The sequence below is a fragment of the Parajatrophihabitans canadensis genome, from assembly GCF_053764775.1.
Window position 1 is genome coordinate 2,506,771 of record NZ_CM132445.1, and the last position, 19,941, is coordinate 2,526,711.

General features: G+C 62.6%; 19 protein-coding genes, 1 tRNA gene and 1 riboswitch. Of the genes, 15 read left to right on the forward strand and 5 right to left on the reverse strand.

What is annotated here, in order from left to right; translation table 11 throughout:
• The first annotated feature begins 77 nt into the window (after positions 1–77).
• From ACSMXN_RS12180 to gcvP, 11 genes are all read left to right on the forward strand, one after another.
• Positions 78–154: transfer RNA gene (locus ACSMXN_RS12180), tRNA-Pro, on the forward strand.
• Positions 155–258: 104 nt separating this feature from the next.
• Positions 259–921, forward strand: coding sequence for a CDP-alcohol phosphatidyltransferase family protein (locus tag ACSMXN_RS12185; protein ID WP_455407758.1), 663 nt, complete (start codon positions 259–261; stop codon positions 919–921).
• Between the two features lie 3 nt (positions 922–924).
• Positions 925–1,977 carry a DUF881 domain-containing protein gene (locus ACSMXN_RS12190; RefSeq protein WP_081648912.1) on the forward strand — a complete coding sequence of 351 codons (1,053 nt, stop codon included), beginning with the start codon at positions 925–927 and terminating at the stop codon, positions 1,975–1,977.
• Positions 1,974–2,306, forward strand: coding sequence for a small basic family protein (locus tag ACSMXN_RS12195; protein WP_022911724.1), 333 nt, complete (start codon positions 1,974–1,976; stop codon positions 2,304–2,306). Before ACSMXN_RS12190 ends, ACSMXN_RS12195 begins: the two co-directional genes overlap by 4 nt.
• 132 nt (positions 2,307–2,438) lie before the next feature.
• Positions 2,439–3,164, forward strand: a complete 726-nt coding sequence (locus ACSMXN_RS12200; protein WP_455407759.1) for a DUF881 domain-containing protein — start codon at positions 2,439–2,441, stop codon at positions 3,162–3,164.
• A gap of 165 nt (positions 3,165–3,329) precedes the next feature.
• Positions 3,330–3,716 carry a glycine cleavage system protein GcvH gene (gene gcvH, locus ACSMXN_RS12205; protein ID WP_022911726.1) on the forward strand — a complete coding sequence of 129 codons (387 nt, stop codon included), beginning with the start codon at positions 3,330–3,332 and terminating at the stop codon, positions 3,714–3,716.
• Between the two features lie 138 nt (positions 3,717–3,854).
• The gene (odhI, locus tag ACSMXN_RS12210) at positions 3,855–4,397 is read left to right on the forward strand and encodes an oxoglutarate dehydrogenase inhibitor Odhl (RefSeq protein WP_081648913.1); all 543 of its coding nucleotides are present in this window, start codon (positions 3,855–3,857) and stop codon (positions 4,395–4,397) included.
• Positions 4,394–5,131, forward strand: a complete 738-nt coding sequence (gene ftsR, locus ACSMXN_RS12215) for a transcriptional regulator FtsR (protein ID WP_022911728.1) — start codon at positions 4,394–4,396, stop codon at positions 5,129–5,131. The genes odhI and ftsR overlap by 4 nt, the downstream gene beginning before the upstream one ends.
• Before the next feature lie 79 nt (positions 5,132–5,210).
• On the forward strand, positions 5,211–5,714 hold the full coding sequence (locus ACSMXN_RS12220) for a bifunctional nuclease family protein (protein WP_035942320.1): 504 nt from the start codon (positions 5,211–5,213) through the stop codon (positions 5,712–5,714).
• Positions 5,715–6,004: 290 nt separating this feature from the next.
• Positions 6,005–6,556, forward strand: coding sequence for a MerR family transcriptional regulator (locus tag ACSMXN_RS12225; RefSeq protein ID WP_027139031.1), 552 nt, complete (start codon positions 6,005–6,007; stop codon positions 6,554–6,556).
• Between the two features lie 69 nt (positions 6,557–6,625).
• A riboswitch (glycine riboswitch) is annotated at positions 6,626–6,724 on the forward strand.
• Positions 6,725–6,824: 100 nt separating this feature from the next.
• Positions 6,825–9,746, forward strand: coding sequence for an aminomethyl-transferring glycine dehydrogenase (gene gcvP, locus ACSMXN_RS12230; protein ID WP_022911731.1), 2,922 nt, complete (start codon positions 6,825–6,827; stop codon positions 9,744–9,746).
• Positions 9,747–9,811: 65 nt separating this feature from the next.
• On the opposite strand, the gene ACSMXN_RS12235 is transcribed toward gcvP, so the two are convergent.
• Complete coding sequence (locus ACSMXN_RS12235) at positions 9,812–10,093, reverse strand: DUF5999 family protein (protein WP_022911732.1); 282 nt, start codon at positions 10,091–10,093, stop codon at positions 9,812–9,814.
• A 192-nt stretch (positions 10,094–10,285) separates the two neighbouring features.
• Positions 10,286–10,756 (reverse strand): phosphatase domain-containing protein, encoded by a 471-nt coding sequence (locus ACSMXN_RS12240; RefSeq protein WP_022911733.1) that lies wholly within the window; start codon positions 10,754–10,756, stop codon positions 10,286–10,288.
• Between the two features lie 161 nt (positions 10,757–10,917).
• Between ACSMXN_RS12240 and ACSMXN_RS12245 the strand changes: the two genes are divergently transcribed.
• The 3 genes from ACSMXN_RS12245 (at position 10,918) to ACSMXN_RS12255 (ending at position 13,859) form a co-directional block, all read left to right on the forward strand.
• Complete coding sequence (locus ACSMXN_RS12245) at positions 10,918–12,354, forward strand: GuaB1 family IMP dehydrogenase-related protein (protein ID WP_022911734.1); 1,437 nt, start codon at positions 10,918–10,920, stop codon at positions 12,352–12,354.
• 70 nt (positions 12,355–12,424) lie between these two features.
• Positions 12,425–12,832: a metalloregulator ArsR/SmtB family transcription factor gene (locus tag ACSMXN_RS12250; RefSeq protein ID WP_022911735.1), complete on the forward strand. Its 408-nt coding sequence runs from the start codon at positions 12,425–12,427 to the stop codon at positions 12,830–12,832.
• The gene (locus ACSMXN_RS12255) at positions 12,825–13,859 is read left to right on the forward strand and encodes a cation diffusion facilitator family transporter (RefSeq protein ID WP_022911736.1); all 1,035 of its coding nucleotides are present in this window, start codon (positions 12,825–12,827) and stop codon (positions 13,857–13,859) included. The genes ACSMXN_RS12250 and ACSMXN_RS12255 overlap by 8 nt, the downstream gene beginning before the upstream one ends.
• On the opposite strand, the gene ACSMXN_RS12260 is transcribed toward ACSMXN_RS12255, so the two are convergent.
• Positions 13,790–17,650: an ABC transporter ATP-binding protein gene (locus ACSMXN_RS12260; protein WP_196811130.1), complete on the reverse strand. Its 3,861-nt coding sequence runs from the start codon at positions 17,648–17,650 to the stop codon at positions 13,790–13,792. The genes ACSMXN_RS12255 and ACSMXN_RS12260 overlap by 70 nt on opposite strands.
• 103 nt (positions 17,651–17,753) lie before the next feature.
• Between ACSMXN_RS12260 and ACSMXN_RS12265 the strand changes: the two genes are divergently transcribed.
• Positions 17,754–18,920: a cation:proton antiporter domain-containing protein gene (locus tag ACSMXN_RS12265; protein WP_022911738.1), complete on the forward strand. Its 1,167-nt coding sequence runs from the start codon at positions 17,754–17,756 to the stop codon at positions 18,918–18,920.
• Here ACSMXN_RS12265 and ligD read toward each other — a convergent pair.
• Together ligD and ACSMXN_RS12275 are read right to left on the reverse strand one after the other, a co-directional pair.
• The gene (gene ligD, locus ACSMXN_RS12270; RefSeq protein WP_022911739.1) at positions 18,881–19,798 is read right to left on the reverse strand and encodes a non-homologous end-joining DNA ligase; all 918 of its coding nucleotides are present in this window, start codon (positions 19,796–19,798) and stop codon (positions 18,881–18,883) included. The genes ACSMXN_RS12265 and ligD overlap by 40 nt on opposite strands.
• The gene (locus tag ACSMXN_RS12275) at positions 19,788–19,940 is read right to left on the reverse strand and encodes a hypothetical protein (protein ID WP_022911740.1); all 153 of its coding nucleotides are present in this window, start codon (positions 19,938–19,940) and stop codon (positions 19,788–19,790) included. Before ACSMXN_RS12275 ends, ligD begins: the two co-directional genes overlap by 11 nt.
• Position 19,941 lies beyond the last annotated feature (1 nt).

The following is a 19,941-nucleotide window of genomic DNA, read 5'->3' on the forward strand; positions in this document are numbered from 1 at the left end:
CCAGTACCGCGGCGCGCCCTGGGCCGTCACTAGGCTAGAGTCGTCTCCGGTTCGCGGGCTGGTCCGCGGCACCGGGACGGGCTGTAGCGCAGCTTGGTAGCGCACCTGACTGGGGGTCAGGGGGTCGCAGGTTCAAATCCTGTCAGCCCGACCAGAAGGTCCCGGATTTCTGTAGGGAATCCGGGCTATGTCGATCATGAAAGGCAGCGGTCGGTACTGCTGGACTCAGTACGGGGCTGCGCGTGCGAGCATGGAGCGATGAGCATTCCAGGTGCGGGACCGGACGTACCAAGCACGGTTTTCGCGCCTGCGATGGATGACCAGCCGCAATCAGCCGAACCGGAAATGGTCTCAGCCCGGTCCGCTGTCCTGACGATTCCGAACCTGTTGAGCTTTGCGAGGTTGCTCGGCGTACCCCTCTTTTTGTGGCTTCTGCTCGGACCCCACGCCGATGGTTGGGCACTGGTCGTGCTGATGGTCAGTGGTATTACCGACTGGGCTGACGGCGTCCTGGCACGCAAACTCAACCAGACTTCGGCGCTGGGGGCGTTGCTCGATCCGCTAGCAGATCGCCTCTACATCCTCGCCACGTTGTTCGGATTGGTACTGCGGCACGTGATTCCGTGGTGGTTGGCAGCGATCATCGTCGGACGCGACCTGATTCTGCTGGCTACGCTGCCTGCCCTCCGGCGTCGCGGCCTCACGGCGCTACCAGTCCACTATCTCGGTAAGGCCGCTACCTTCAACCTCTTGTACGCGTTTCCGTTGTTGCTGATCGGATCGCACACAGGCACCCTCGGCGACATCGTGAAACCTGTCGCATGGGCGTTCACGATCTGGGGGACCGCACTGTACGTGTGGGCCGGAGCGCTCTACCTGGTGCAAGTGCGCAGGCTGACTATCCAGATGCCGGTGGGCTGACCGATGACCGTCCAAAGACCACCCTCCGAACCCGTCTCGGCACCGCCGGCTTCGGTGACCGGCGCAAGCCATCCGACCTGGACGACCGCACTGCTCGACGATCTGCTTACAAACACGCTCGACCCGGGCTATCGCGCCGCGGCGGAGTCGCAACGCAAGAGTCACCGGTGGGATCGTCCGATGGTCTGGATCGGCTGCCTGGCGGTTGGGTTGCTGCTCGTTGTCGCCTACCAACAGAACCATCGCTCCGCGCCGGCCCGGGAGGCCGCGAGCCACGACCTGATCACTCGCATTCACAGCCTGCAGGCCGCCGGTACCAAGATGGACTCCCAGGCCAAGTCACTCGCGGCAGAAGTGGCTGCGCTACGTGATGCGCAGCTCTCCGCGGTCGGCGACCCAGGCTTGAAGAACCTAGAAATCAGCTCGGGCAGCGTGGCGGTCTCCGGGCCAGGGGTGTCGATCGAACTGGGCGAGCCGGCCGCGCCCGTGTCTTCTGCCAGCAACGGACGCGACGGCACCGGCAACCAGCAACAGGGAGCGCTGATTCATGACGTTCAGGTTCGTGATGTCGTCAATCAGCTATGGAATTCCGGTGCCGAGGCCATCGCAGTCAATGGCATCAGGCTGACAGCTACCTCAGCGATCCGATTCGCCGGCGAATCCATCTTGGTCGACTTTCAGACGATCAACACGCCCTACACCATCGATGCCGTAGGCGATCGGAACGGGATGCTGCTTGCCTTCGCCGATTCCCCAATTGCCCGCGCTCTCAAGACCGCCCAGCAGGTGCAAGGCATCACTTTCAAATTCGACGGCAAGTCGGGACTGAAGCTGCCGGCAGCCACGGTCGTGAAGCAGCAGTACGCGTCCCCGGGTCTGTCGACAGCAGAACCGGCCAGCGGCGCAGCGCCAACCAATGCCGTTGACGGCAAGTCGGGTGCGCCGCGCGGCTCCGCAGGCACCGCCACCGGATCGGGTACCAATGGTGGCGACCCCAATAAGGTGACGCCGCATGATTCTCCGAGCAACCCGAGTAGTAGGGAAACCCATCAATGATTGCGGCGGCTGCGCTTGTCATTGGCGTCATACTCGGGCTGGTATTTCGCCCGACCGTGCCGCTTTGGCTCGAGCCTTACCTCCCCATCGCCGTGGTCGCGGCACTTGATGCTGTCTTCGGTGGTATCCGGGCACGGCTTGACGGCATCTTCGATGCGAAGGTGTTCGTGGTCTCATTCGTCTCGAACGTATTGGTCGCGGCACTGATCGTGTTCATGGGCGACAAGCTCGGCGTCGGCGGCCAACTCTCGACTGCCGTAGTGGTGGTCCTCGGCATTCGCATTTTCGGCAACGCGGCCGCCATCCGCCGACACCTCTTCCGAGCATGATGGCTCTTGCGATATGGCGAATTTGACATGAGCGACGCCCCACCGGTCCGGCCCGAAGGCTCTGAGCCGACTCGGGCAGATGACTCTGTGCCAGATGACTCTGTGCCAGATGACTCTGTGCCAGATGACGCTGTGCCAGATGACTCTGTGCCAGATGACGCTGTGCGGTCCAGACGCGGTCTGAACCGGACTGCGACGGTGCTCATCGGTACGCTGCTCGCCATTCTCGGCTTCGCCTTAGCCGTGCAGTTTCGCTCCAACGCCAGTACCGACTCGCTCTCGACGGCGCGTGAAGACGATCTCGTGCGAATTCTCGACGACCAGAACAGCCGGATCGAGCGCCTTCAGGGGCAGATAAGTGACTTACAGACCGCGAAATCCAACCTCTCCGACAGTGGCAGCAACAACGCGGCCGCGCGTCAGGAGGCCCAGAGTCAAGCGGACGCGCTCGCTGTCTTGGCCGGGACGGCTCCGGCGCACGGACCAGGCATTCAGGTACTCATCACTGACCCGGATCACGCGTTGAAGGCCGAGGACCTCTTGGACGTGGTGGAGGAATTGCGCGGAGCGGGCGCCGAGGTCATCCAGTTCGGATCAGTCCGGGTCGGGACGGCCAGCGCGTTCACGGACGGTCCCGGTGGCGTGGTGCTTGACGGCACGACTCTTTCAGCTCCATACACGGTGCTGGCAATAGGCGACGCGAAGACAATGGACACGGCGCTGAACATTCCGACAGGAGTAGTGAGCAGCGTCCGCAGTGCCGGCGGTCAGGCAGAGATTGCCGAGAAGGACTTGATCGAAGTCACCGCCGTTCGCCCCGTTTCGAAACCGAAGTACGCCACTTCGACCAACAAGTGATGCGACCAACGAATGAGGTGCGGCGGCCGAGTGGCCCGTAGCCGAGCACCCTATGCAACCAGATAGGGTCGCGGCTACTGGAGCCGTTCACGGCCGCATAGCCCATTCAAGGTCATACGGCCGGGCCAAGGGCTACATATCCGACAACATCATTGAGGTGACATCGTGTCCGAAGTTCCCGACGATCTCCGCTATACCGCCGACCACGAATGGGCAAAGCTCATCGACGGCTCGAAGGTACGAGTCGGAATCACCGACTATGCGCAAGCGTCTCTCGGAGACATCGTCTTCGTGTCGGTACACGAAGTCGGAAGCGCGGTCTCGAGCGGCGACACCTTCGGGGAGGTTGAGAGCACAAAGAGCGTGTCTGACTTGTACTCGCCCCTCAACGGCACAGTGGTGGCGCGCAACGAAGCTCTGGACGCCAATCCCGAGCTCGTGAACTCAGACCCCTACGGTGCGGGCTGGATCGTCGAAATCGATGTCGCCGGTGCCAGCGAGCTTGACGCCCTGATGGACGCGACCGCTTACCGAACAGTCGCGGTCGATTAAACCTCCACCTCGCGTTGACCCTTGCTACGGCCCGAACTAGGCTCGCCCAACATGGCCGCGCGGATGCCGAGAGCATCGGGCATCATGAACCGGTCCGTTGGGGTTCGCCGGTGGGCTCTGTGTTGAGAAGAAAGGGCGTTGACCAGCGTGTTTTGCACTGCTTGTGGCACCGAGAATTCCACCGAGAGCCGCTTCTGCGCCCAGTGCGGTGCACCCTTGGGCAACGGTGGTTTGCCACCAGGTACCCGACCGAGCGGTCCGGAATCGACGTCCATTTTCTCGAGCCCGGCGCCCTCCTCGCCCGCGCCGGCCACCGATAGCGACGCGGACTTCTCCGCTGAAGCTCATCAGCGCGCCGTAGATGCGTTGACGCCCGGATCGGCGCTGCTCGTAGTGAAGCGGGGGCCCAATGCGGGCAGTCGCTTCCTGCTTGATCAAGACGTGACCACCGCAGGGCGACACCCGGACAGCGACATCTTTCTAGATGATGTAACGGTCTCGCGTCGACACGTCGAATTTCGGCGCGATGGCGCCGGGTTCGCCGTGTACGACGTAGGAAGCCTTAACGGCACCTACGTCAACCGCGAACGAATTGATTCTGCGGCTCTGGCCGGCGGCGACGAAGTGCAGATCGGCAAGTTCCGGCTGGTGTATCTGACTGCGGCTGGAGCGACAGTGTGAGCGCGACCAACCCGAGCATTCCATCGCGCGGCACGCTTTCGATCGGAGAGGTTCTATCGCAACTTCGCTCTGACTTTCCCGATGTCACGATCTCGAAGATCCGGTTTCTCGAGGACCAGGGATTGGTCCAGCCCGACAGGACACCCTCGGGCTATCGCAAGTTCTCATCCTCCGATGTCGCACGCCTGCGCTACGTGCTCAGCCAGCAGCGGGACAATTACCTTCCGTTGAGGGTGATCAAGGAGCAACTCGAGGCCATCGATTCCGGTCATGCTCCATCACTCATCGGCGGTGTCCCTCGTCCAGCTCATTTGGCGATAACCGATAACGCTCCGACTTCCGAGCACTTCCGATCCGCGCCGGCGGCGTTGCGGTTAACCCGTGAGGAGCTACTCAACACCGTTGGCCTGACTTCCGATCAACTTCGGGAGTTGGAGCAATTCGGTCTGATCTCAGCGCGCAGCGGTGGCCTGTACGACGATGATGCGCTCGCGATTGCGCAGATCGTGTCGGACCTGGCTCGCTTCGGCATCGAGGGCCGTCACCTCCGAAGCTTCAAGAAGGCGGCTGAGAGCGAAGTAAGCCTCTTCGGCCAGGTCGCAGGCCCGATGGTCAAGCAACGGAGTAGCGATGGCCGGGCCCGGGCCGAGGAGACGGTGCGTGAGCTCGCCGCGTTATCCGTGCGCCTGCACACGGCGCTCGTACAGATCGGGCTGCGCGACATCGTCGGTTGAGGCGGATCAGGCTAGGCTCGAAGGGCGGCAGCGATCTGTCGGAGCTCGTGTGGTGATTCGGCTATTGCAGGGAGGGAACATGACGCTGCACCCGTTGCAGGTTGTCGGCGTTCGCGTCGAGTTGCCCGCGAATCAACCGGTCGTGTTGCTCAAGGAGACAGACGGCGTCCGCTACCTCCCGATCTGGATCGGCGCCGTGGAGGCATCAGCGATCGCGTTCGAACAGCAAGGCGTACAGACACCCCGGCCGATGACACACGATCTACTGAAAAACGTTATCGATGCGCTAGGTGGCGATCTCAAGCAAGTGTCGATCACTGAGTTGCGTGATGACGTCTTTTATGCGGAGTTGCAGTTCGGAGATGGCACCACCGTCAGCGCCCGGCCCTCGGATGCAATTGCGTTGGCCTTGCGCACCGAGACCCCAATTGTCGGGGACGAGAGCGTGCTGGCCGCGGTTGGTATTGCGATCCCCGATGAGGACGAAGACGAGGTAGAGCGTTTCCGAGAGTTTCTCGACCAGATTTCGGCGGACGACTTTGCAGGCTCCGAGGGTGACGAACCCCGCCCGGAGACTGGCTGAGTGATCCTGGTGCGGCCGCCGTGGGGCCGGCCGGGCGGCCGCGCGGGCTGCGCACCGATGAGGGGAACTCTCGACGTGCACCTGAGGGTTATGTTTTTCGCTGAAGCGCGGCGAGGCGCGTTGACCGAGAGACCACGGACGGCATACCGTCGTCAAATACCCACCGTGCAATTCGACAGCTGATTCCACCCGATGTCATCCTGGCTGCAGAGTCAGTCTGACATCAGACAACGTGGGTAGCTGTGGCACGGCGGAATCGGAACGACTCGGCACAACTCAGGGAGATCGACGTGGTTGACGAAACGCCGGAACAGGGTGCTCTTTTCGCGCAGCCGTCGCTCGGTGCCGACGATTCGGTGGGCTATCGCGGACCAACGGCATGTTCAGCAGCTGGGATCACTTACCGGCAACTCGATTACTGGGCGCGGACTGAACTGGTTGTGCCATCTGTCCGGTCAGCCGCAGGGTCGGGCAGCCAGCGTTTGTATTCTTTCAAGGACATCCTGGTGCTGAAGGTCGTAAAGCGACTCCTCGACACCGGTGTCTCGTTGCAAAACATCAGGGCCGCGGTCGAAATCCTGCGTACGCGCGGTGTCGACGATTTGGCGCACATAACGTTGCTCTCTGATGGTACGACGGTCTACGAGTGCACCTCTTCAGAAGAAGTAGTAGACCTCCTGCGCGGTGGTCAAGGCGTTTTCGGCATCGCGGTCAGCGGTGCCCTACGTGAGCTTGCCGGCTCACTGGCGAGCTTGCCGTCCGAGCGAACCGACGGCTTGGTCGAGGCACCGTCAACGGACGAACTGTCACAACGACGCCAGCGGCGCACAGCAACAGCCTGAGACCGGCTACCGTGCGGCGGGGTGTAGCCCCGTCGGTAGGCCCGCTGACTGGTATTCTGGCGGTACCGCGACACGCATATGGGAGAGTTCAACCGGACGCCATCCGGTTTGACGCCGAAGGGGCAATTTCCCCGCCAACCTCTCAGGCTCAAGGACCATATGCGTAGGTAGCTCTGAAAGGCATCGCCGCCTGACAGAGGGGGAGTCTCGCGCCCGGTAGGGCCGCAGGCTTCGACTCTCTGTCTACAGGCAACCAGCAGGAGCACGCATGACGAATTCCCCGGCAAATTCCGCAGCAAATTCCGATCTACCCCCGCTGACGCCGTTTTCGGCGCGTCACATTGGGATCACTGACGCGGTCGATCAAACCGCGATGCTTAAGGCCATCGGCTATGCCGAGATCGACGATCTCCTGTCGGCGGCCGTGCCGGAATCCATCAGGACGCGGATTGCGCTCGCACTTCCAGCCGCTAGCAGCGAAGCCGAGGTCGCGGCGGAGTTGAGGGCCCTCGCCGATCGCAACGTAGTCCGAGCATCGATGATCGGCTTGGGGTACTACGACACGATCACACCGGCGGTGATCAGACGCAATGTCTTAGAGAGTCCTGCGTGGTACACGGCATATACGCCCTACCAGCCTGAGATCAGCCAAGGCCGGCTCGAGGCGCTGCTCAACTTCCAAACCATGGTCGAGGACCTGACCGGGCTGCCGACCGCCGGCGCCTCCTTGCTCGACGAAGCGACAGCTGCTGCCGAGGCAATGGCTTTGGCGCATCGAACGGCGCCGGCGGTAAAGGACGGCGCGTCGGTGTTCTTGATCGATGCGGATTGCTTTCCACAGACTGTCGATGTCGTGCGCACCCGCGCGGAAGCGTTAGGGCTGCAGGTTCGCGTCGAAGACCTCAGCGACGGTTTGCCAGCCGCGGAAGGCCCGGCGCCGTTCGGCGTATTGATGCAGTATCCCGGCGCGTCAGGCGAAGTGCGCGACCTGCGTCCCGTCATCTCGGCCGCGAAGGCTGCCGGAGCCATTGTCGCCGTCGCCGCGGATCTACTCGCGCTCACTTTGCTCATGCCGCCGGGTGAGCTAGGCGCCGACATCGCGATTGGAACCACTCAACGCTTCGGAGTACCGATGGGCTTTGGCGGCCCACATGCCGGTTACATGTCGATTCGAGCTGGACTCGAGCGCCAGTTGCCGGGCCGCCTCGTCGGAGTTTCGGTCGATGCTGACGGACATCCAGCGTATCGACTCGCCTTGCAAACCCGTGAGCAACACATCCGACGCGAAAAGGCCACCTCGAATATTTGTACCGCGCAGGTACTTCTCGCTGTCATCGCATCGATGTACGCCGTTTATCACGGCCCGCTGGGTCTTCGCACGATTGCCGAGCACGTGCAGGCCAAGGCATCGGGGCTGGCGCAGGCCCTTGAAGCGGGCGGTGTTGACGTGCAAACGCATCGCTTTTTCGACACCTTCACGGTTCGTATCCCAGGCCGTGCGCGCGCAGTTCTGTCAGCCGCCGACCAACAGGGTGTGAACCTGCGGCTGATCGACGAAGATCATCTTGGAATCGCCTGCGACGAAGCCACGACCGAGGCGCACCTGTCTGCTGTGCTCGCAGCCTTCGACATTCCGAATTCGGCCGGTCGTCCGGTCGCTTCGCCTACGTCCTGCCTTGATGTTCGCACTGAGGGCGTGTCGGCTCTCGTTCGCACTTCGGATTATCTCTCGCATCCAGTCTTCAACACCCATCACTCTGAGACGTCGATGCTTCGCTACCTCCGACGGCTGGCTGATTCCGACTACGCCCTGGATCGCGGGATGATTCCGCTCGGATCCTGCACGATGAAGTTGAATGCCACCACCGAGATGGAGCCGGTGACCAACCCGGGTTTCGCCAACATCCACCCGTTCGCGCCCGAGGGACAGTTTGACGGTTACGCCAGCCTGATCGATGATCTGCAGCGTTGGCTCTGTGAGATAACTGGATACGACTCGGTGTCGCTACAACCAAACGCCGGCGCGCAGGGTGAGTTCGCTGGCCTGCTGGCAATTCACAACTATCACCGAAGCCGGGGCGACGACCAGCGTGACATCTGCCTCATCCCCGCGAGCGCGCATGGGACGAACGCGGCATCCGCGGTCCTGGCAGGTATGCGCGTCGTGGTCGTTGCAACAAGCGGAGAGGCTGGCGAGGTTGACCTTTCCGACCTGAAAGCAAAGGTCGCGCTGCATGCCGACCGACTCGCGGCGATCATGGTGACCTACCCGTCAACGCACGGCGTCTTCGAGGATCACATCGGCGAGGTGTGCGAGCTAGTGCACGCGGCGGGGGGCCAAGTCTATGTAGATGGCGCCAACCTGAATGCCATGGTCGGGTTGGCTCGACCGGGGCAGTTCGGCGCGGATGTCTCGCATCTGAACTTGCACAAGACCTTCTGCATTCCGCACGGTGGCGGAGGTCCTGGTATAGGCCCGGTAGCAGTGCGGTCGCACCTGGCTCCGTTCTTGCCGAACCACCCGCTGCAGGCCAGTGCCGGTCCTACGACCGGAGCCGGGGCTATCTCAGCCGCACCATGGGGTTCGGCCTCCATCCTGCCGATCACCTGGGCCTATCTACGTCTGATGGGACCGGACGGTCTGGTCGAGGCCACCTCAACTGCGATTCTGTCTGCCAATTACATCGCCGCTCGGTTGAACGAGCACTATCCAGTTCTCTACACGGGTGTTCGCGGCTTGGTGGCACACGAGTGCATCCTCGATCTTCGCCAGATCACCAAAGACACGGGCGTTTCAGCTGAAGACGTCGCCAAGCGACTTATTGATTACGGATTTCACGCGCCAACAATGTCTTTTCCGGTCGCTGGCACTTTGATGGTGGAACCAACCGAGAGCGAGGACCTAGTCGAGATCGACCGCTTCATCGATGCCATGATTGCCATCAAGGCTGAGATAGACGAAGTCGGTGGGGGTCGCTGGCCTGCGACCGACAATCCGCTGCGGAATGCACCGCATACGGCGCAGTCCTTGGTCGGAGATTGGGACCATCCATACAGCCGTTCGACCGCGGTCTACCCAGCCGGAGTAGATCCGAAGTCAAAGTACTGGGCACCGGTCCGTCGTATCGACGGTGCATTCGGCGATCGGAATCTTATGTGCTCTTGTCCGCCGGTCGAGGCGTATGCCTGAAACCGAAAGGTCTAGCTAGGCCGCCGGCGGTTCGGACTCCCGACGCCGCCGGACGACGGGTCTGACTAGGCGACTCGATGCAGTGCGGCTGCCGTGAGATCGGCGCGTCGTGCATGTAGACAGTGACCGTCAGGCAGGATCTCCCCGGAGTCCTCGAAGAGTACGACGCCGTTGCACAGCAGGCTCCAACCCTGCTCCGGATGGCAGGCGATGACGTGTGCGGCATCGCGGTCCGGACCTGCGGCATCCGGGCATCGTGGTTCATGGATACATGCTGACCGAGTGATGGTGTGAACCGAGACAAGGTCGCTCGTCTGATCCGATACGCGATCGGAGAAATTGCTCATGCCACTTCCTTGCTAGCTGAATGTGTTCTAGTACACATCTATCATGGACCCTCCGAGAGCGATTCCACTCCCACACGCCGGTATTTATCGCCTCGTCACCGATTCGCAATCTTTACACAGACTAAACGTGGACAAATGGGAAGCCTTTAATGTCACCTAGTGTGATGTTTTCAATGCGCATCGTGGCGCGGGTCAGGTTCTTCCTGCTTCTTCCTGTGCTTCGCGAAGTGTTTTGGTGTGCGGTACCCAGGTAGCCATCTTGACCGGAAACCCAGCGTTTCTAGCCGATCGAATCACGTCAGGATCGTCGTCCACGAAGATGGCAATGTCGCGTTCAGCCAGATGTCGAAGAACGTCCACCTTGAGGAATCGGGCGGGTCGGTAGTCGTGTGGCGGGCGCATCCACAGCTCGTCCGTAGGCAAATCAAATTTGGTCAGCCAATCGACTGTCGTCCGGCGAAGCCAGTCAGGTCGTCCAGTTAGCCAGGCGATTTCACGACCTTCGGCGATCTGGGCTTGAACGAGCTCGACGCCGGTCTGCAGGGGCGTATCCAGATGAGCGTCGTCGAAGAACCCGTCCCAATCCTGTGGATAGTCGAGGAAGTGCAGGCGGTGGCGTACGTCGGCCACCACGCCGTCGATGTCAAAGACTGCAATCGTCACTCACGGAGTTTATGCGTCACTGCGTTCTGCTCGGGACCGGCGGGGCGCTCGACACGAAGCGGTCTGCCAGAAGCGACTAGGAGAAGGGTTAGAAGAAGCGAGTTGGAAGAAACTGGTTAGGAAAGGTAGCGGCCGGCGTATCCCGCTAGACTCTTGTAAACGTGGAGTTCATCAACGGCCTGACGCCTTCGCACGACCTGACCTACGACGACGTGTTCATGGTCCCGCGATATTCGAACGTGTCCTCCCGGTTCGACGTGGATCTCACGACGAACGACGGCAGTGGTACGACGATTCCACTCGTCGTGGCAAACATGACCGCAGTTGCAGGACGCAGGATGGCCGAAACAGTCGCGCGTCGTGGCGGGATAACGATCCTTCCGCAAGACATCCCGGGCGAGATCGTGGCCGATGTGGTGGATTGGGTGAAGCGGCGCGATCTCGTCCACGAAACGGCTCTCACTCTCAGCCCGACAGATACCGTTTCCGATGCACTCGCGCTACTGCCCAAAAGAGCTCACGGTGCCATCGTCATCGTCACCGACGGCAAGCCGGTCGGGGTCGTCGCCGAGCGCGATTGTGCAGGCGCAGACCGCTTCGCGCGACTCGGCGAGGTGATGTCGACGCGGCTCGTGACCCTTCCGGCGCACACCGAACCCCGACAGGCCTTCGACCTGCTCGCGGATGAGCATCACCGGCTGGCACCCGTCGTGGATGCGTCGGGTCTACTCGTCGGAGTTCTCACGCGGACGGCCGCCCTACGAGCGACGCTGTACGAGCCTGCTGTTGACAGTGACGGCCGGCTTCGGGTGGGCGCCGCCATCGGCGTCAACGGTGACGTGCGGGGCAAGGCCGAGCGCATGCTGGCGGCTGGTGTCGACTTGCTGGTCGTCGATACGGCGCACGGTCAACAACAGAGAATGGTCGATGCGCTTAAGGCGATTCGTGATCTCGCACCTGCCGTGCCGATCGTCGCCGGCAATGTGGTCTCCGAAGCCGGCGCGGTCGATCTCATTGATGCCGGAGCGGACATTATCAAGGTCGGCGTGGGCCCCGGTGCGATGTGCACGACCAGGATGATGACGGGGGTAGGCAGGCCCCAGTTCTCCGCCGTACTGGAATGCGCACGGGTAGCCCGCCTAAGAGGAAAACACGTCTGGGCCGACGGCGGTGTCAGGCACCCGCGTGACGTGGCGTTGGCGCTGGCGGCCGGGGCTTCGTCAGTCATGATCGGGTCATGGTTTGCGGGCACGTACGAATCTCCTGGCGACCTGCACATCGCAGCCGACGGACGCTCGTACAAAGACAGCTTCGGGATGGCGTCGGCCCGCGCGGTGGCGAGTCGCACGAGTGAGGAGACCCCGTTCGATCGCGCTCGTAAGGCGATCTTCGAAGAGGGCATCTCCACCGGCCGAATGTTTCTGGACCCGCAGCGGCCAGGCGTCGAGGACTTGATCGACTCGATCATTGCCGGGGTTCGTTCGGCCTTCACCTATGCGGGCGCGCGGACCATTGACGAGTTCAGCGAGCGCGCACTGGTCGGTGTCCAGAGCGCAGCAGGCTACGCCGAAGGCCGCCCGTTGGGCGTCGGCTGGTAAATATGCTCGGTGGGCCGCGGCTACTCGAATCGTCCTTGACGGCGGCACTTGAACCGGGCATCCTGAACATATGAACATGCGTTCAGGTATGGATGCGACGCCGAAGATAGCTGCCACGCCCAGCTCGGCCGCGGCGCCGCGGCGCGGGCAGCCTACCGATCGAGACATCACTGACACGGCGGACGTCTTTGGCTTGCTTGCGGACCCCGGCAGGTTGCGGCTTCTCATCGCGCTACGACTAGGCGAGCAAAATGTGGGCCAGCTCGCCGATCTCAGCGGTTTGAGCGAGTCGGCCACCTCCCACGCGCTGCGGCTGCTGCGCGCCCACCGGGTAGTCGAGGTCCGGCGCGATGGCCGGATGGCGATTTATCGACTCGCCGACGTCCATGTCAGTGAGCTTCTGGAGATCGCGCTCGCGCATGCTGAACACACCGAGCTAATTCACCCGGAACGTGGCGGAGGGCATGGCAATGGCTGACGACCCCGCCATCGACGCCATCGACGGCCAAGCCCAGGCGCATGGCCACGACCATGCGGCAATCACTCCCGAGTCCGATCGAAAGTGGCTACTCGCCTCGCTCAGCGTGATCGTCCTCTTCATGGTGGCCGAGGTCGTCGCTGGTCTGGTGTCGGGGTCGCTCGCGCTGCTTGCCGACGCCGGTCACATGCTCACTGATGCCGCGGCCCTGGCCCTGGCGATCCTTTCGTCGAGGTTGGCACAACGGCCCGCGAGAGGCTCCTACACCTATGGATTTACCCGTATCGATGCTGTTTCCGCTCAAGCGAACGGCATAACGCTATTGGTGTTGGCTGCATGGTTCTATATCGAAGCGGTCCGGCGCCTGGTGGCTCCGTCGCACGTCGGTGGGAGCTTGGTGCTCGTTGTCGCTCTGATAGGAGTCCTCGTCAATCTGCTCGCGGTCATGTTGGCGAGCCGAGCCAACAAAGCCAGCCTCAATGTGCGCGGCGCTGTCGCCCATGTTGTCAACGATCTTTGGGCGTTTGCAGCGACGGCCGTCGCCGGTGCGGTAATCCTGATAACCGGTTGGGCGCGGGCTGACGCCGTCGCTTCGCTTGTAGTCGCTTCCCTGATGGTGTACTCAGGCTGCGGCCTCATCCGGGCCTCGGGCAGGGTGTTTCTGGAGGCTGCGCCCGAAGGCGTCGATCCCCGGCAGATCGGGGTCGACATGGCAGCGGTCGGTGGAGTGACGGAAGTGCATGATCTCCACGTCTGGGATCTCGGAAGCAGTGAGCCGGCCTTGTCGGCTCATATCGTGGTTGGTCCGGAGCAGGACTGCCATGTCGTTGCCAACGCAGTGCGCAAGGTGCTGATGGACCGTCACCACATCTCGCACGCAACGCTGCAGGCCGACCACCGCCACGCAAAGACTCTCGTGCTTGACGATTGCGGCGGATCATCGGGCCACGGCCCCGGCTACGTTCGCCCCGAAGTTGGCGCGCCGGCCGACGCTGCGTCGTTGGCCGTGGTCGATCCTTCCAGGTAAGCCGTCCACAGCTCCGCATAAACCGAACCGGCCGATAGCAGACTTTCGTGCGTGCCGTCCTCGACGATCCGCCCATCCGCCATGACGAGGATGCGGTCTGACCGAGCGGCGGTGGTTAGGCGATGCGCAACGGTCACGGTCGTCCGGTGCCGGCTCAACCGCTCGGTGGCCTCCGTGACGACCGCCTCGCTGGCGAGATCGAGAGCCGCAGTCGCTTCATCGAGCAGCAGGATATCGGGGTCGACGAGTTGAGCCCGGGCCAGCGCGATGAGCTGCCGTTGACCGGCTGACAGATTCCGGCCGCGTTCGCCGACTTGATGGAGATAGCCACCTCGGAGCCTGGCGATCATGTCGTGGGCTCCCACTGCACGAGCGGCTGTCTCCACCTGCGCATTCGAGGCCTGCGGATGCCCGTAGGCGATTGCGTCCCTGATGGAGCCGGGGGATAAGTACGGTTCCTGTGGCACGAAACCAAGTCGCTGGCGGTAATCGGTGAGATTCAGGGTGCGCAGGTCTATGCCGTCGACGTCGACGGATCCGCTGGACGGGTCGTAAAACCGCGCGATCAATTTCACGACCGTGGACTTACCTGCACCGGTCTGGCCGACCAGAGCTACCGATTGGCCCGCAGGAATATGGACGCTGACGTCGTCAAGCGCGGCGCGATCGGTGCCTTGGTAAGAAAAGCTGACCTCACTCAGTGTTATCTCACCCTTCAGGTCGGGAAGGGAGCGGGGTGAGACGGCCGAGGGAGTGCTGGTCGGCGTTCGAAGCAGATCCTGTAGCCGGGAAAGGCCAACGGACGCCTGCTGATAGCCGTCGAAGACTTGAGACAACTGTTGCACCGGCGCGAAGAACGCATCGAGATAGAGAAAGAATGCAATCAGTGAGCCGGAGCTGAGCGTGCCGTGGGCCAACCGCTGCGCGCCGAACGCGAGGACCAGGGCGCCGGCGAGGTCCGCGAGCAGCTGGACGAACGGAAAGTAGGCCGCGATATAGGTCTGGGCCCTGAGTCGGGACTTGCGATACTCGCTGGCCGCTCCGAGAAATTGGCGGGTGTTGTGTCGTTCACGACTGAAGGCCTGAGCAACCCGTACCCCAGCTACGTTTTCCTGAAGTTGGGCATTCACGGTGCTGACCCGCTCCCGCGCCTCCACGTACGCGGGTACAGCCAATCGCCGGAAAAGCAGCGTTGCCGCAATCAATATCGGCAACATCGCTACAAGTACGAGTGACAGTTCTGCGTCAAGCAAGATCAAGGCGATGAGCACGCCCACGAGAGTCAGGGCGCTGATGATCGCGGTTGCCAAGCCTGTCTGCAAGAAGTTGGACAGCGCGTCGACGTCGGTCGTCATCCTGGTCATGATGCGACCGCCGAGCTCTCGCTCGTAGTAATCAAGGCCAAGCCGCTGCAGATGGGCAAAGGTCTTGAGGCGCAATGTGTACAGCAACCGCTCGCCCGTTCGCCCGGTCAGGCGTTGGCCGGCCAGACTGACGCCCCAATCCAGAATGAGGACACCGAGCGCAATGGCCGAGACGAAGATGAGTACGGAGCCATCACTTTTGTTGACCCCGTTGTCGATTCCGCTTCGGATCAACAAGGGCAGCACAAGTTGCAGGAGAGCGTCGACCCCGATCAGCGCAATGCCGAGCACGAAGGCAGTGCGCAGCGGTTTCAAGAGTCGTCCCAGACTAAAACCTGGATCTGCGGCCTGCGCCGGCCCGTCGGCGACATCGGGTTGGTCGGTCGCGGGAGGCAACGCCGCGACCTGGGCGAGTAGTTCTGGCGTGGCAGGTGCGTCTCCGCCGAACACGCCGCCGCCCATCGGGCCACCCGCCGATGCCGCCGCTGCAGGCTGGCGATCAGCGACACCGTCTGTCATCTCTCCCGCGGTCGGCTCGGCTCGGATCCACAGCCTCGGCGTCACGCCGTCGACACGCTCATCGGGGCTCGTCGAGACCGTCGCCACCTTCGGGCCACCGCCGGCATCAAGTTCGCCGGCATCAAGTTCGCCGGCATCGATGCCCTCGGCATCGTCGCCAGGGCCGGCCAACAGGCGGCTGAACAATGGACATCGGGCGAGCAATTCGTCATAGCCACCGACGTCGACGACCCGTCCTTGGTCCAGAACGGCTATCCGGTCAGCTAATGCCAAGGTGGAGCGGCGATGAGCAATGAGCAATGTGGTGCGTCCAGAGATGAGGCGGCGCAAGGTGGCCAGGATCTCCCCTTCGACCCGAGGGTCGACGGCACTCGTAGCATCGTCCAGCAGCATGATCCGCGGGTCTGTCAGCAGGGCGCGTGCGAGGGCGATGCGCTGGCGCTGACCTCCAGACAGCGTTAACCCGCGCTCTCCGACCATGGTCTGGTAGCCGTCGGGCAACTCTGAGATGAACGCGTCGGCTTCAGCAGCCCGAGCAGCGCCCACGATCTGACTTTCACTGGCATTCGGACGCCCGTACGCGATGTTGCCGGCGATTGTGTCCGAGAAGAGGAAGCTGTCTTCGAACACCATGCCGATAGAGGCCCGCAAGTCAGCCATTCGCAGCTCGCGCACATCTAGCCCCCCGACGGTCAGTGAACCACCGTGGACGTCGTAGAAGCGGGGGATGAGCATGGCGATGGTGGACTTGCCAGAGCCCGCGCTGCCCACAATTGCGACGGTCTCCCCGGGCGCCACGGTGAGATCGAGTTCGCAGAGCACAGGGTTCGAGCGCGTATAGCCAAACTGCACCCTAGAGAACTCGATACCGACAGGGCCCGCCGGCAGCGGTTTTGCATCCGGTGCGTCGACCACCTCTGGCGATGAATCAATAACCTCAAGCACCCGTTCGACGCCGGCTCGGGCTTGCTGGCCGATGGTCAGCAGAGCGGTCACCTGGCGTACGGGACCGACGAGCTGACCGAGATAAGTCGAAAAGGCGAGAAAGGTGCCGATGGTGATCTCGCCGTGTAGGGCGAGATATCCGCCGAGAAGGAGTACCCCGACTTGCCCCAAGGCAGGGATAGCTGACAAGGCGGAGGAGTACTTGGCTTGCAGCCGCACGACGCGCATGCGGGAGGCGAACAGTCCCTTCGCTCGATCCCTGAGCTCATCAACCTCGCGCTGTTCCTGACCAAAGCCCTTGACCACCCGGACACCGGTCACGGCAGCCTCGACGTGGCCCACGACATCGCCCGCCTGCTGCTGCGCATCCCAGTTCGCTGGGAAGAGGTCGCGGCGCGAAGCGACTGCGACGAACCACAGCGCGGGCGCGATCAGGAACGCGACCACCGTCAGAAGGGGTGACAGCCAAAGCATCGCGACCAGCGAGATCACGAAGAGTAGGACGTTGCCGGTGAGCAACGGCAGGAACGCCAGCAGCCCCTGTACCAAGCCGACGTCCGTTATCGACCTGCTGACGACTTGACCCGTTTGAAGGCCGTCTTGGGCTGCGCCGTCCAGTCGCTGCAATGACCCGAAGATGTCGGCCCGAAGGTCATACTGCACGTTCAATGACAGCCGTCCCGCCGCGAACCGGCGATAGAAAGTCAGCCCATATTGCAGCAGGGCCGCCGCAACGAGAGTGATCACCCACGGAGTCACGGACTGTCCGGTAGGCACGGCGCCCGTGCTGTCGCTGTCGCCAGCGCTGACGATGTCAATGACGTGCTTCACGACCAATGGGACGGAGACCGAAACGAGCGCGCCGACTAACGAAGCTCCGAACGCGCCGAACAGGTCAGCACGATGGCGAAGGCAGTAGCCGAGGAGCCTGCGCAACCAACGTGCCTGTTGCTGCTCGGTCACTGCCACACTCCTATCCTATGTTTGTCCTTAGACAGGCAAAGTTTCTCCTGCCCGGCGGCCTGTAACGTGCGCTGAGCCGACGGCAGAGAGACGGAGACCGACAATGAGCTTTGCGAGCTTGGCCGTGATCATGCTCGTGAGCTTGGCCGGGCCGTTACTGGCCGCTCGGCGCGGGTGGCATTTGCCGATCGTGCTTGGCGAGTTACTGGTCGGGATTGCCCTGGGGACCACCGGAACCGGGTATCTGAACCCCTTGAATCCGAGCTTCGTCACGTTAGCCGATATCGGCTTTGCCCTGGTGATGTTCGTCGCCGGCACTCACGTTCCCCTTCGGGACCCGGGCCTGCATACCGCGTTGGGCGCTGGACTCCTGCGAGCAATGGCCGCAGCAGCAGTGGCCGTGGCCCTCGCCGCAGTGATTTCATCAGCCTTCCACGCTGGTCATTTCCTGCTCTACGCAGTGCTGATGGCGTCATCTTCGGCGGCGCTGATCCTGCCGATTGTCGACTCACTGTCCCTGAAGGGAACAGCAGTTCTCGAACTCATGCCTCAGGTGGCAATTTCAGACGCCGCTTGCATAGTCGCGCTCCCGTTGGTGATTGACCAACGCCACGCCGGTCGAGCCGCGCTCGGTGCATTGTCGGTGATAACCGCGGCAGCGATCTTATTCGTGGTGCTGCGATGGCTTGAGAACTCTGGTTGGCGACGTCGTGTGCATCGGGTGTCCGAGGAGCGACGCTTTGCGGTTGAGCTCCGGGTGAGCCTGGCAGCGCTGTTCGCTCTTGCTGCCCTGGCCGTCAGCACGCATGTGTCGATCTTGCTCGCCGGATTCTCATTCGGTCTGGCTGTGTCGGCTGTCGGTCCTCCGCGGCGACTGGCTCGCCAGCTATTTGCGCTTACCGAGGGCTTTCTCGGCCCGGTGTTCTTCGTATGGCTCGGAGCGTCCCTCAACCTGCGCGACCTGGGCAGCCATCCGCGGTTCATCTTGATCGGCGCGCTGTTGGGCTTCGGCGCGTGTGCCAGTCACCTGCTGTTACGCGGAAGGAGGCAGCCACTCAGCTTCGGTCTGCTGGCCTCGGCTCAACTCGGTGTGCCCGTAGCCGCGGCGACCATCGGCACTCAGCTGCACGTGCTGGCGCCGGGTGAACCGGCTGCGCTGATCATGGGCGCGCTGATCACCATCGCCGCGGCGGTGATAGGTGGATCGTTGGCAGGACGGGCTGGATTCGATCAGCCGGGCAGTGTGCTACCGCCGGTGAGCAGCGCTTGAGCAAGATCACCCGATTCTTCGATGCGTCGTAGCACGGAGGCGGACGTCAACTGGACGAAATCGGGGGAGGACAGCTCATCCCAACTGCGCGGCGCAGCCACCCACGGCTGTGCCCGGCCCCGCATTGAGTACGGGCATATGGTCGTCTTGGCCGGATTATTTTGACTCCAGTCGAGTAATACCTTGCCCGGACGAACGTTCTTCGCCATCTTGGCTACCACGAGGTCGGGATGTTCGGCTGACAGCGTTTCCGCGAGCGCCCGTGCGTAGGCGTGAACGACCATCGCTGACTGCTTCCCGTCCAGTGGCACGTAGAGCTGTAGGCCCTTGCTGCCGCTCGTCACCGGCACAGCTTCCAGTCCGTCATCGGCCAGCCGCTGGCGAAGGATCATAGCGACCTGGGCACAGGTTGTGAGGCCGGCTGGCGGTCCGGGATCAAGATCGATCACCAGCCGGTTCGGGTTGTGGACGCCGCCGCGCGGTCCGACGGTCCATTGCGGGACGTGGAGCTCGAGCGCAGCCAGGTTCGCGGCCCACACCAAACCCGCGGTGTCATCGATGAGAGGGAAGACGAGGGTCTCACGGTTTCGGCTCGACCCGGGGGTCGGCAACTCGACCGTTCTCAGCCAATCAGGTGCATGAGTTGGAATGTTCTTCTCGAAAAACGGCTTGGATGATGTGCCATCGGGCCAGCGAATGCGGGTCACCGGTCGATCGCGCAGATGCGGGAGCATCGCCGGCGCGACCCGTGCGTAGTAGTCCAGCACCTCGGCCTTGGTCGTGCCGGCCTCGGGATAAAGAACTTTGTCCAGGCGGCGCAACGTCAAAGTGCGTCCGTCGACGTTCACGGTCTGATCGTGTTCGGACTTAGGAGTCACGGCGCGCCCACCCCAGATCGAAGCCGTCACGGATGCCGGAGCCCAGCGCTACGGCAGTCGACGGACGGTACCGCGTGGTGCCGTCGACAACCCGCTGATCACCGTTGGGTGGCGTTCCTGGGCTGGCGAGCAGTGGGCGCATA

What these genes read in the sequence shown, in the direction of transcription:
- ACSMXN_RS12185 (WP_455407758.1), top strand. Translation starts at nt 259, where the DNA reads ATGAGCATTCCAGGTGCGGGACCGGACGTACCAAGCACGGTTTTCGCG.
- ACSMXN_RS12195 (WP_022911724.1), top strand. Translation starts at nt 1,974, where the DNA reads ATGATTGCGGCGGCTGCGCTTGTCATTGGCGTCATACTCGGGCTGGTA.
- ACSMXN_RS12265 (WP_022911738.1), top strand. Translation starts at nt 17,754, where the DNA reads ATGAGCTTTGCGAGCTTGGCCGTGATCATGCTCGTGAGCTTGGCCGGG.
- ACSMXN_RS12190 (WP_081648912.1), top strand. Translation starts at nt 925, where the DNA reads ATGACCGTCCAAAGACCACCCTCCGAACCCGTCTCGGCACCGCCGGCT.
- ACSMXN_RS12275 (WP_022911740.1), bottom strand. Translation starts at nt 19,940, where the DNA reads ATGCGCCCACTGCTCGCCAGCCCAGGAACGCCACCCAACGGTGATCAG.
- ACSMXN_RS12255 (WP_022911736.1), top strand. Translation starts at nt 12,825, where the DNA reads ATGGCTGACGACCCCGCCATCGACGCCATCGACGGCCAAGCCCAGGCG.
- ACSMXN_RS12220 (WP_035942320.1), top strand. Translation starts at nt 5,211, where the DNA reads ATGACGCTGCACCCGTTGCAGGTTGTCGGCGTTCGCGTCGAGTTGCCC.
- ACSMXN_RS12250 (WP_022911735.1), top strand. Translation starts at nt 12,425, where the DNA reads ATGAACATGCGTTCAGGTATGGATGCGACGCCGAAGATAGCTGCCACG.
- ACSMXN_RS12235 (WP_022911732.1), bottom strand. Translation starts at nt 10,093, where the DNA reads ATGAGCAATTTCTCCGATCGCGTATCGGATCAGACGAGCGACCTTGTC.
- gcvP (WP_022911731.1), top strand. Translation starts at nt 6,825, where the DNA reads ATGACGAATTCCCCGGCAAATTCCGCAGCAAATTCCGATCTACCCCCG.